The 11,848-nt window shown below is 53.6% G+C and carries 12 protein-coding genes; 5 read left to right on the top strand and 7 right to left on the bottom strand.

Translation table 11 applies throughout. The features are described from left to right. Nucleotides 1–36: 36 nt before the first annotated feature. The gene (locus tag GF617_RS01080) at nucleotides 37–378 is read right to left on the bottom strand and encodes a RamA family antibiotic efflux transcriptional regulator (protein WP_020885132.1); all 342 of its coding nucleotides are present in this window, start codon (nucleotides 376–378) and stop codon (nucleotides 37–39) included. 36 nt (nucleotides 379–414) lie between these two features. Further along, a complete protein-coding gene (locus tag GF617_RS01075) occupies nucleotides 415–1,518 on the bottom strand; it encodes an MBL fold metallo-hydrolase (protein ID WP_203450875.1) in 1,104 nt (367 codons plus the stop codon). A 190-nt stretch (nucleotides 1,519–1,708) separates the two neighbouring features. On the opposite strand from GF617_RS01075, the gene GF617_RS01070 reads away from it, so the two are divergent. The 3 genes from GF617_RS01070 (at nucleotide 1,709) to nfsB (ending at nucleotide 3,432) form a co-directional block, all read left to right on the top strand. Continuing rightward, nucleotides 1,709–2,299: a TetR/AcrR family transcriptional regulator gene (locus tag GF617_RS01070; RefSeq protein WP_181622571.1), complete on the top strand. Its 591-nt coding sequence runs from the start codon at nucleotides 1,709–1,711 to the stop codon at nucleotides 2,297–2,299. Next, the gene (locus GF617_RS01065; RefSeq protein WP_181622570.1) at nucleotides 2,289–2,657 is read left to right on the top strand and encodes an MmcQ/YjbR family DNA-binding protein; all 369 of its coding nucleotides are present in this window, start codon (nucleotides 2,289–2,291) and stop codon (nucleotides 2,655–2,657) included. The genes GF617_RS01070 and GF617_RS01065 overlap by 11 nt, the downstream gene beginning before the upstream one ends. Nucleotides 2,658–2,778: 121 nt before the next feature. Beyond that, entirely contained in the window at nucleotides 2,779–3,432 is a 654-nt protein-coding gene (gene nfsB, locus GF617_RS01060; RefSeq protein ID WP_181622569.1) for an oxygen-insensitive NAD(P)H nitroreductase, read from the top strand. A 401-nt stretch (nucleotides 3,433–3,833) separates the two neighbouring features. Here nfsB and GF617_RS01055 read toward each other — a convergent pair whose 3' ends face one another. Next, entirely contained in the window at nucleotides 3,834–4,868 is a 1,035-nt protein-coding gene (locus tag GF617_RS01055) for a DUF2157 domain-containing protein (protein ID WP_203450874.1), read from the bottom strand. Nucleotides 4,869–4,892: 24 nt separating this feature from the next. Then, on the bottom strand, nucleotides 4,893–5,771 hold the full coding sequence (locus GF617_RS01050; RefSeq protein WP_203450873.1) for a helix-turn-helix transcriptional regulator: 879 nt from the start codon (nucleotides 5,769–5,771) through the stop codon (nucleotides 4,893–4,895). Nucleotides 5,772–5,878: 107 nt separating this feature from the next. On the opposite strand from GF617_RS01050, the gene GF617_RS01045 reads away from it, so the two are divergent. Beyond that, on the top strand, nucleotides 5,879–7,315 hold the full coding sequence (locus GF617_RS01045; protein ID WP_203450872.1) for an MFS transporter: 1,437 nt from the start codon (nucleotides 5,879–5,881) through the stop codon (nucleotides 7,313–7,315). Between the two features lie 67 nt (nucleotides 7,316–7,382). After that, nucleotides 7,383–8,627, top strand: coding sequence for a mechanosensitive ion channel family protein (locus GF617_RS01040; protein WP_181622565.1), 1,245 nt, complete (start codon nucleotides 7,383–7,385; stop codon nucleotides 8,625–8,627). A 1-nt stretch (nucleotide 8,628) separates the two neighbouring features. Here GF617_RS01040 and GF617_RS01035 read toward each other — a convergent pair whose 3' ends face one another. From GF617_RS01035 to GF617_RS01025, 3 genes are all read right to left on the bottom strand, one after another. Continuing rightward, on the bottom strand, nucleotides 8,629–9,603 hold the full coding sequence (locus GF617_RS01035; RefSeq protein ID WP_203450871.1) for a LacI family DNA-binding transcriptional regulator: 975 nt from the start codon (nucleotides 9,601–9,603) through the stop codon (nucleotides 8,629–8,631). A gap of 75 nt (nucleotides 9,604–9,678) precedes the next feature. After that, nucleotides 9,679–10,821, bottom strand: coding sequence for a Gfo/Idh/MocA family protein (locus GF617_RS01030; protein WP_203450870.1), 1,143 nt, complete (start codon nucleotides 10,819–10,821; stop codon nucleotides 9,679–9,681). Then, on the bottom strand, nucleotides 10,814–11,839 hold the full coding sequence (locus tag GF617_RS01025; RefSeq protein WP_181622562.1) for a sugar phosphate isomerase/epimerase: 1,026 nt from the start codon (nucleotides 11,837–11,839) through the stop codon (nucleotides 10,814–10,816). Before GF617_RS01025 ends, GF617_RS01030 begins: the two co-directional genes overlap by 8 nt. Between the last annotated feature and the right edge of the window lie 9 nt (nucleotides 11,840–11,848).

Raw genomic sequence — 11,848 nt, 5'->3', positions numbered from 1 at the left:
TGGGCCCCTCTCCCCACAGAGGAGAGGGGCAATACATCAATGCGTGCGGCTGTGATTTTCTTTGCGGTACGCGCCTGGTGGCTGGTTGAAGGTGCGGGTAAATATACGCGTGAACGTCTGCTGGGAATCAAACCCATAACGCAGACAAATGTCGTACACACGTTCATCCGATTCACGTAAATCGCGTGCGGCCAGCAGCAGCTTGCGTTCGCGGATATAACGACCCAGACTTTCCCCTTTGTATTGCATAAACAACCGCTGTAAGTGCCATTTCGAATAACCCGCGTGGCGGGCAATCTCTTCAATGCGTAACGGCTGGTGTAAGTTATCGTCGATCCACTCAACGATAGTATCGATAACCTGAGCGGAAATAGTCATACTGCTCGCCCCTTCTGCGCTTCGGTTCAACATCTTTTATTCCCACCACTGGCTGAATTGTTGGGTGGTGTCGTTCACCCGAACGGGTTCACCCAGTTCCGGCGTCAGTAACCGATAATGTTTATCTTTGCTTGCCCGTGTCAGCTGGATAACCGGGTCATTCCAGCTGTGTTTTGCCAGCACAAAGCGTCCGTTATGCCCTGGCACGACCGCTTTCGCGTTAATATCGGCGGAGGCCTGCGCGGTTTCATCCGGCAACATATGAATGTATTTCCAGTCCTGGTCGTACTGACCGTTCTCCATGATGGCTAAATCCACCTCACCAAACTGCTCACCGATGGCTTTAAAGTGCGGGCCGTAGCCGGAATCACCGCTGTAGTAGACCTTCTGCTGCGGGGTCACAAACATAAAGCTGCCCCACAGGGTCTGGTCACGCTTAATTCCGCGCCCGGAAAAGTGTCGAGCGGGCAGCACATGAACCGTCAGGTCATCGCTGATTCGCACCGACTGGTTCCAGTCACGCTCATCAATAATTTCTGGCTTCATACCCCAGTAGCGCAGATGAGAACCGACGCCCAATGGCGTAACAACCCGTTTCACCTTTGGCATCAACGCTTTGATAGTGGCGTAATCCAGATGATCGTAGTGATCGTGGGAGATAATCAGCAGATCGATATCCGGCATTTTCTCTGCGCGCCACGGGTATTCCCCGGCAAACGCTTTGTTCAGGAATGAAAACGGCGCAGCGTAATCGCCGAGAACTGGATCGATCAGGATACGTTTCCCTGCCAGTTGCATATACCAGGAAGAATGGCCGAGCCAGATCAGCGTATCCTCTTCCAGCGGCAAGCTTGCAAGGTCAGTTTTCACCAGCGGCAGCGGCTGTGCTGGACGAGCATTTTCTGTTTTTTGGGTCAGAAATTCCCACATCGCCACCAGCATATTCTTGTCGCCGTTATAGCCCGGCGTGGGGAGCGTATTGTGGAATCGCCCGTCGCGATACTGCGGGGAGGCTTCCACTTCACTTAGCTGCGCACCCTGTGGTGGCTGGCCAAATCCGGCATTCAGAACAAACGGTAAACTCGCAGCAGACGCAATAATCATGACAAACACCACGCAGACAAAAAGAGGCTTTTTCATATCCTGACCCGAAAACGCGCCCCTTCCGGTGGTTTGCGCGGGTTAAACTTGATTATGAGTGAATAAGCACTCATTATAGATGTGATGATAAAGTCGTCAAGACGTTTTCGTTATTTGACATTCGGCGTTGCAGCGTAGCAAAGCACATGTTTCAATCGTGGTTTTAAGAATTGACAGGAGGGAAAATTTAGTGGCACGTCCGAAAAGTGAAGACAAAAAACAGGCGTTACTTGAGGCAGCAACCGCAGCATTTGCGCAGTCGGGTATTGCCGCGTCAACGGCATTAATTGCCCGTAACGCAGGCGTCGCCGAAGGTACGCTGTTTCGCTATTTTGCCACTAAAGACGATCTGCTCAATGCCCTCTATTTGCACCTGAAACAAGATCTGTGCCAGACCATGCTGGCAAATCTGGATCGCACCATCACCCTGCCAAAAGAGCATACCCGCAATATCTGGAACAGCTATGTGGACTGGGGCATTCGCAATCCCATTGCGCACGGCGCGATCCGTCAGCTTGGCGTAAGCGAGAAAATTTCGAAAGAGACCGAACAGGCGGTCCACGATATGTTTCCGGAGCTGAATGAACTGTGCCGCCGCTCAGTTCGCCCGGTATTTATGTCCGATGAATTCCGCACCTTCGGGGATGCGATGTTCTTATCGCTGGCAGAAACCACCATGTCATTTGCCACCCGCGACCCATCCCGTGCCGTTGATTTTAAATCCCTCGGCTTCGAAGCTATGTGGCGCGCACTCGCCATCGAGGATATCAATGGACAGTAAATCCTTGCAGGAACACGCAAAACGCGTGGCGCTGGAACAACCGTTCACCGAACACTGCTGGCCGTTTGGCCCGGAATTTGACGTCTTTAAGGTAGGCGGCAAAATTTTTATGATCATGGCCGTCGCCCACGGGCGGCCCCATGTCAGCCTGAAATCTGACCCGGAAAAATCCCTGCTGAATCAGCAGATCTATCGCGGTATCGAACCCGGCTATCACCTCAGTAAAAAACACTGGATCTCTCTGTACTCGGCAGACGACATCACCCCAGACCTGGTGAGCGACCTGATCGTTGATTCATGGAATCTGGTGGTCGACAAATTACCTAAAAAAGACCAGAAGTGGCTACGTCCGGCCTGATTGTTCGCCACAGACGAACAGTTTAACCGCCCGAATCGCCCTTATCTTTTTCCGTTTACCCTTGTAATCTGCTTTCCTTTCGCGCCCGTATACGGGCGAATTCACATCACCAGGAGTTGTTATGGATATCATTTCTGTCGCCTTAAAACGCCACTCCACGAAGGCGTTCGACGCAAGTAAAAAACTGACCGCTGAAGAAGCTGAAAAAATCAAAACCCTGCTGCAGTTCAGCCCGTCCAGCACCAACTCCCAGCCATGGCATTTCATCGTCGCCAGCACCGATGCAGGCAAAGCTCGTGTCGCAAAATCGGCGGCAGGCACGTACGTGTTTAATGAACGTAAAATGCTGGATGCGTCACACGTGGTTGTCTTCTGCGCAAAAACCGCAATGGATGATGCCTGGCTTGAACGCGTTGTGGATCAGGAAGAGATCGACGGCCGTTTTGCGACACCAGAAGCCAAAGCCGCCAACCACAAAGGCCGCTGCTACTTTGCCGATATGCACCGTGTCGACCTGAAAGATGACGACCAGTGGATGGCCAAACAGGTTTACCTCAATGTGGGCAACTTCCTGCTGGGCGTTGGCGCTCTGGGTCTGGACGCCGTACCAATTGAAGGTTTCGATGCCGCGATTTTAGACGAAGAGTTTGGTCTGAAAGAGAAAGGCTATACCAGCCTGGTGGTTGTACCGGTCGGCCACCACAGCGTGGAGGATTTCAACGCCTCCCTGCCGAAATCACGCCTGCCGTTAAGCACGATTGTGACTGAGTGCTAATGCAAACGGGCCGCTTTAGCGGCCCGTCAAACTATGAAACTGCAGCTTAACGGCATAAACCGTGTAAGGTTTTCCGTCATCAGTCGTCACAATGCAAAATTCGTCGCTATAACATGATGTTAAGAGACGATTACCTTCAGGTAATTCAAATCCCGGCAGTTTAAAATCTGCTGTGCCACGCGCAAGAAAGGCCTCGGTATGGCGATAAGCCCTCATTTTTGGCTGAAATCTGCAGAATCAATCAGTAGTGGTGGCATCGGGTTGTTTCTCATCATGTAATTATAGTCCGCTTTATTACTCATCGAAATGATGCTAGCGCCGTGGATTTTCTTAACATTACACGCATTAACCACCGTAAACCGATCTCAGATGACGGTCCCTGAAAGCTGCTCGCAAAAAAGTTATTTCGCCAGGCGTCCCGCGTGCCAGATCTTCTCCGCATAGCGCCCTAATAGCGCCAGCGATGCTGCCAGAATCAGGAAAAACACCACTTTATTCATTCCGTCCCAGAAGTATTCGAAATAGCGGGTATACAGGTTAATGGCGAGGAAGGTCAGGCCGAAACCGCGCAACATGCCGTCGTCGGTTTTCAGGCTGATATAAATACAGAGAACCGCCGCGACGGCAAACAGCAGCGCCCAGGGCAGTAGCGCCGCTTGCGTCACGCCGTACCAGTTATCGATATCGTAATTACCAAAAATCGACATGATCCACAGCGCGATAAACAGGTAAGTCAGCCCAATCGCTTTACTGGTGGTATAGAGATGACGGGTCTGCAACATTGCCCGAAGCAGCCAGCATACCGCCAACAGCACGCCACCAAAGAAGATAAACCGCACCGGATAGTTCATCCCCAGCCAGTATGCGCCCCAGCCGGACATATAGCCGGTTTCCGCCCCAAACCAGTTACCCAGAGAGAGCAAAAAGAACAGCCAGACCAGACCCGAACGCCCCAAAAAGCCCACCAGTCCGTATATGACACACCCCGCCAGGAACAGCGGCGCAATATGTCCGCTACCGTTATCCAGCCGTTCACCGAGTTGCCACAAGGCAATAGCAGTAAAGACTACGCCGAGGAAAAGCATCGCTTCAGTACTGTAATGCCACTGAGTTTCCCGTCGCTGCCGACTGAATCCCCACACATAAAACAGCACAGCCAGGAGTGCAGGCAGCCCAATTCGGGCAAGAGAAGAGAAGGCGAAGAACTCAATCATTCGCGCCATTAGCTCGCTGTCGGAGAACAGACTGCCCATGGCGATGACGATACAGGCAAGCGACGTCCAGAAGGCATAGCGGCTAAGGCGTTGCCAGTCCATCGTCACACGTTTTAATGTTCCCGCCAGACGCTGGTGTTCCTCAGCCGATAACGCCCCTTCCTGTTCCCAGTCGGTGAGTGCGCGGCGAAGAAGCCGCTCCTGCTTACGTGTGACTTTCATCTTCACTCCCTGAATTAACCGGATTTACCTGAGTATAACAGCCTGTTCAGCCAGCCACGTCAGCGCCCTTTCCCCTGCGTCATCTACCGGCAGATAGACCAGCAACCGTGAGCCATTTCGCGGTGCGGAGTACCAGTACATCTGCTGGAGGTTGAAGTCGCCCAAATCAGGATGGGTGAACAGCTTCAGTTGATTTTCCACGCCACGAACGTCGTAACGTTGATGCCACAGGGATTCAAATTCCGGGGAAACGGCAAAGAAACGCGCCAGTTGTGCTTCCCACTGCGGATCGCCCCGGTGTTCCGCCATCGCCGCCCGGAAATAGGAGACGAAAATGGGCAGCACATCGTCGCGTTTACCCAGCCGGCTTCGCCACGCCGGGTGAGTCAGGAAGAGGTAAATGCAGTTACGATCTTCCGGAGGGATCGTGTTGAAATCGACGCCCATCAGATGACCGAAACTGTCGTTCCAGGCCACGATATCAAAGTTTGGTTTCTGAATACTGGCGGGTTTTGGCATCAGAGTATCGAGCAGGCGACGCGTGCCCTCGCTTATACCCTCGCAGCAGGTTGTCTGCGGCGCTTCGCCGGGCGGTAAACCAGCCAGCACAAATAAGTGACGGGTTTCGGTCGGAGTACACTGGAGCGCTTTCGCCACTGCGGCCATCACAATACCCGACGGATTAACGTCTCTTCCCTGCTCAAGCCAGGTGTACCAGGTGACGCCAACATCCGCGAGCACAGCCACCTCTTCACGGCGCAGGCCGGGCGTTCGACGGCGGCCGCTTCGTGGCAGGCCAAGACGCTGAGGATCGAGGCTCTCTCGCCGCGCGCGTAAAAACGCGCCAAGCTGTTTTCGTGTGTCACCCTGAAGCGAAGTGACGGGTTCAGACATCAGCGCCATAGTACCTCCTGCATGGTAGTGCCAATACCAGTATAAGCAAGAACTGGTCCCCGTTTTAAAGATCACCGATGCTACGACCATCTGTTGAATGACGCAATGGAGTTACCATGAATACGTCAGTTGTTTCACCAGGTCGCGCAGGCCTGATATTGCTGTTAACCGGCCAGATGCTGCCGCTGATTGATACCTCAATCACCAACGTGGCGCTGGACTCCATTACCCAGTCATTGCACGCCACAGCAACCGAACTGGAGCTGATTGTTGCCCTCTATGGGGTGGCTTTTGCTGTCTGCCTGGCTCTGGGCAGTAAATTGGGGGATAACCTGGGTCGCCGCCGCTTATTTATGTGGGGCGTGGCGAGTTTTGGTCTGGCCTCCTTGCTGTGCGGGATGGCGGGTAACATTGAGCAACTGCTTGCCGCACGCATTGTACAAGGTGCTGGCGCGGCATTGATCATGCCGCAAATCCTGGCAACGTTACATGTCACCCTAAAAGGTACGGCGCATGCCAAAGCCATCAGTCTGTTTGGCGGAATTGGCGGCATCGCTTTTATCGTCGGACAGATGGGCGGTGGCTGGCTGGTATCGGCAGATATCGCCGGGCTTGGCTGGCGGAATGCCTTTTTCATCAATGTGCCCATTTGCCTGTTAGTGCTGGGGTTGAGCCGTCATTATGTCCCTGAAACACGCCGCGATACCCCATCACGAATCGACTGGCAAGGAACGGTGCTGCTGGCCGCCATCCTCTGCTTCCTGCTCTTCCCGATGGCGTTAGGTCCACAGTGGCACTGGTCATGGCCGCTGAAGGCCGCGCTACTGGCCATTATTCCACTGGCCTGTTTGATGGCGATGAACGCGCGCAAAAAAGAGCGTGAAAACGATCATCCGCTGATCCCCCCGCGCCTGCTGAAACTCAATAGCATTCGTTTCGGCGTGCTGATTGCAATGCTATTTTTCAGCGTCTGGTCCGGCTTTATGTTCTGTATGGCGCTGACCATGCAAACAGGCCTGGGAATGGCGCCGTGGCAATCCGGGAACAGCTTTATTGCGCTTGGCGTGACGTACTTTGTCTCTGCGTGGTTCGCACCACGGCTGATCGCCCGCTACAGCACCAGCACCATTCTGCTGACGGGCCTGGCAATACAGATTGTGGGTCTTGTCTCATTGATCGCCACATTCAGCCTTTGGGGTTTGCACAACACGGCACTGACGCTGGCTCCGGCCACCGGGCTGGTCGGCTACGGGCAGGCGCTGATTGTGAACAGTTTTTACCGCATCGGGATGCGCGATATCCAGCCTGACGATGCCGGCGCAGCCAGCGCCATTCTGAGTACGCTTCAGCAGGCGGCATTAGGATTAGGCCCGGCTATTTTTGGGGCTATTTTGCTGCACGCGCTACAAAACCATCACGGGGATTTCGCACAGGCCATTAACGTCTTCCTGGTGGTGGAAACCCTGATGATGGTGGTTCTGGCGCTGGCAACGTTACGTATGCGTCACCGTTTGTGTCTGCCGGTGGTGAAACCCTGCCACGCGACCAAATAAGCCTGACCTGATTTGCATAATGGATCGGCAGCCGTCATCATGAGGCTGCATCATTACAGGAGACGTTATGCAGGAATTAATTGCTCAGGTAGAAGAGTTAGGCATTGAAATTAACCACACCACATCCCTGGTGATTATCTTTGGTATTATTTTTCTTACCGCCATCATTGTTCATCTTATTCTGCACAAAGTGGTGCTGCGCGCCTTTGAAAAACGCGCCCAGGCCAGCAGCCATTTGTGGCTGCAAATCATTACCCAGAATAAATTATTTCACCGCCTGGCTTTTACCCTGCAAGGGATAATTGTCAATGTTCAGGCGGTATTATGGTTGCAAAAAGGCAGTGAAGCAGCAGATATACTCACCACCAGTGCAAAGTTGTGGGTAATGGTCTATGCCCTGCTCTCTTTCTTCTCACTGCTGGATGTCATTTTCAACCTGTCACAAAAAATGGCAACGGCCTCGCAGTTGCCGCTGAAAGGGATCTTCCAGGGCATTAAATTGGTGAGCGCCATCCTGGTAGGTATTCTGATTATCTCCCTGCTCATTGGCCAGTCGCCCGCTATTTTGATTAGCGGTCTGGGGGCGATGGCCGCGGTGCTGATGTTGGTGTTTAAAGATCCAATCCTGGGTTTAGTAGCCGGGATTCAGCTCTCAGCCAACGATATGCTCAAGCTCGGTGACTGGCTGGAGATGCCGAAATACGGCGCAAACGGCACGGTAACGGATATCGGCCTGACGACCGTCAAGGTGCGCAACTTTGATAATACAATCACGACGATCCCCACCTGGGCGCTGGTATCCGATGCCTTTATTAACTGGAGCGGAATGTCAGCCTCTGGTGGTCGTCGCATTAAACGCAGTTTGAATATTGACACCACCAGCATCCATTTTCTTGATACGCAGGAGCAGCAACGGTTAATACAGGCTAAATTGCTTAAGCCCTATATGGCGGCTCGTCATGAAGAAATTACGCTGTGGAATCAGAAAAACGGTGAAGGCGAGTCGGTGCTTAACCTGCGCAAGATGACCAATATAGGAACCTTCCGCGCCTACCTGAATGAATATCTGCGAAACCATCCACGGATCCGCAAAGATATGACCTTAATGGTACGCCAGCTTGCCCCTGACGCTAACGGTTTACCGTTAGAAATATATGCATTCACTAACACCGTTATCTGGGCAGAATATGAAGATATTCAGGCCGATATTTTCGACCATATTTATGCCGTTGTAGAAGAGTTTGGTTTACGTATTCATCAATCACCGACCGGGAACGATATTCGTTCCCTGGCCGATGCATTCGTGAAATAACTCAGGCGCTGGCGCGTGAAATATAGCGCCAGTCCATCATCACGCGCTCCGTGGGCGTATCCGGATTGTCGATGTTGTTTAATAGCAGGTTAACCGCTTTACGCCCGATATCCCGCGACGGCTGTTCGATGGTGGTTAATGAGATCATCTCAGCCAGTTCCGTTCCGTCAAAACCGACCACAGCGATATCCTGAGGTACGTGCAACCCTGCCTGCTCAATGGCACGCAGCGCACCCGCGGCGAGGGTATCCGACACGGCAAAAACCGCATCCGGCGGGTTGTCATCCGCCAGCAGTTTTTGCATCGCCACCACCCCGGCGTGATAGCTGAGATCGCTGGCGTATTCCACCACCTGATAATCCAGACCACGCAAATGCAGCACGCTCTTATAACCGCGCTCACGCAAACGGGCATATTTGTAGCTTAAATCGTGGTTGATCAGGGCAATTCGTTGACGGCCATTTTCCGCCAGTTGGCTGACAACATGCTGTGAGGCATCCACATCATTAATTCCCACGCAGGAAACGGCCCCGGCGTCGGCGTATTCCGCGCACTGCACCCAGGGCGCGTTGCCAATCAGGGTGGAGAGCTCCGGAAGTTTAGAGAAAGCGTCCATAGTAATAATGCCATCGACGATTTTGCCTGACAGCAGGCTTAAACCTGAACGGGAACGATCGATATCAGAGCCGGAATTGCACAACAGAATGCGATAGCCGTTTTTCTCGGCTTCTTCTTCAATCCCTTTTACCACTTCGGCACAGAACGGGTTGGCGATGTTAGACACCATCACCAGAATCATGTAACTGCGGGCAGTACGAAGCTGGCGCGCCAGCAGATTGGGCTGGTAATTGCTCTCTTTGATCGCCTGCAAAACGCGTTCGCGGTTTTTCGCCTTCACGGTATCGCTGTTATTGAGCACCCGCGACACTGTCGCCACCGAGACTCCGGCCAACTGGGCGATTTTCTGAATTGACATAACGACGACACATCCTGCGGTTAGCGTTTTATGCAGGCTATCATAAATTCGTTGCCCGGCGAACCGGGCAACGCGTCATCGCACCACGCGAACCCAGCGCTGCTGTTGATGGCTTTTTACTATTGCATCAATGATATACATCACATCTGCGCCATCATGGAAAGTGGCAAACAGCGGTTGTTCAGGCATCCTTCCTGCCAGTACCGCAGCGTAGAACTGCGCCATCATGTTTTTAAACGCGTCCGGCCAGCCTTCGATATGGCCGCCAGGGAAGTGAGCGCTATCGGCCACATCGGGGTTCATCAGGCCAGGATCGTCCGTCAATAGCTGGTTAGCCTGTGCGCGATGGCCAATCCACAACTGCTGGGGAACTTCCTGATCCCACGCCACTGACTGCTCGCTGCCGTTGATTTCAAACATCAGGCGATTTTTACGCCCCGCGCTCACCTGCGAAACGCTAAAACTGCCTTTGCTGCCGTCATCAAAGCGGAACAACACGGAACCGAAGTCTTCAGTGGTAACGGGTTTATCCTCATACTTCGCGTGTTCGTCGTGGCTGAACGTCTGATTACCCGCCATGTTCGCTTTCCGCGTCGGCCAGACGATGGAGAGATCGGCCATCACTTCGGTGATGCGTCGCCCGGTCACAAACTGCACCGTATCACACCAGTGGGAACCGATGTCCGCCACCGCGCGAGATGCGCCACCCAGAGCAGCATCAACGCGCCAGTTGTAGTCAGTTTCCAGCAGCATCCAGTCCTGAAGATAGCTCCCGTGGGAGGCAAACAATCGTCCGATATCTCCCGCTCGCATCATACTCGCCGCCTGGCGCACCATCGCAAACTGGCGATAGACAAAACTCACCCCGTGTACCACACCCGCCTGTTCAGCCAGAGCAACCAGCTCACGAGCCTCTTCCGGCGTCATGCAGAGCGGCTTCTCAGAAAACAGATGTTTTCCCGCCAGTAAAACCTGTCGGTTAATACTGGCGTGCAGGTGGTTTGGCGTGCAGTTATGGACCACATGTAGGTCAGGATGGGTGAGCAACGCCTCGACGCTGCCATAGGCATGCGGCACGTTCAGCGCCTGCGCTTTGTCCTGCGCGTCGGCAAGCGAGCTGTCACAGAGTGCGACAATCCGGACAAAACCAAGACGGCGCAGCGCCTCAATATGCGCCGGACCGATAAACCCGCTGCCAATAATGCCGATATTAATCATTCGTACCTCCTGCGGCAAAATCATCAAATGCGCGATCCGAAACCGGAATAATATGGCGGCGGATAAACTCACTGCCTTCCTGAGCGCCCGTTTCTCCCTCTTTGAGACAACACTCCCACTCCAGCACCGCCCAGCCGTCGTAGTCATACTGGGTCAGCTTGCTGAAAATGCCGTTGAAATCGATCTGCCCGTCACCCAGCGAACGGAAACGTCCGGCGCGATTGATCCACGGTTGATAGCCGCCGTACACCCCGCTTCTCCCGTTAGCCCGGAACTCCGCATCCTTAACGTGGAACGCTTTAATGCGTGAATGATAGATGTCGATAAAGGCCAGGTAATCCATCTGCTGCAATAGCATGTGGCTTGGGTCGTAGAGAATATTGCAGCGCGGGTGGTTATCAACCAACGCAAGAAAGCGCTCAAACGTTACGCCATCGTGTAAATCTTCCCCTGGATGCAACTCAAAGCAGACATCAACACCGTGTTCATCAAAGGTATCCAGAATGGGCCGCCAGCGGTTTGCCAGCTCGTGAAACGCCTCCTGAAAACGCTGCGCATTGTGTGGCGGCCACGGATAGAAAAACGGCCAGGCCAGCGAGCCGGAGAAAGTCGCATGTGCTCGTAACCCAAGCTTTGCCGAAGCCGCCGCCGCCTGCTTTACCTTCTCTGTTGCCCACGCCTGACGAGCGATATCGTTCCCGCGCACGGCGGCGGGCGCAAAGTGGTCAAATGCCTCGCGATAGATCGGGTTCACTGCGACCAGTTGCCCTTCCAGATGGGTCGATAATTCGCTGATCACCAGCCCGTGTTCCGCCAGTCGACCGCGAATATCATCACAGTAGCCCTGGCTCGCAGCCGCTTTCGCAACATCAAAAATTGCCGGATGGTTACACGGAATTTGCAGTGCTTTATAACCCTTGTTTGCAGCCCAGGCCGCCAGCCCGTCCAGCGAGTTAAACGGGGCTTGCGCACCGATAAACTGCGACAGAAAAATACCCGGTCCTTTTATCGTCCTCATAACACCTCC

This window comes from Lelliottia sp. RWM.1 (assembly GCF_016859735.1).
GTDB lineage: Bacteria > Pseudomonadota > Gammaproteobacteria > Enterobacterales > Enterobacteriaceae > Enterobacter.
Note: the sequence above shows the minus strand (reverse complement) of the source record. Positions and strands in the feature narration are given on the sequence as shown.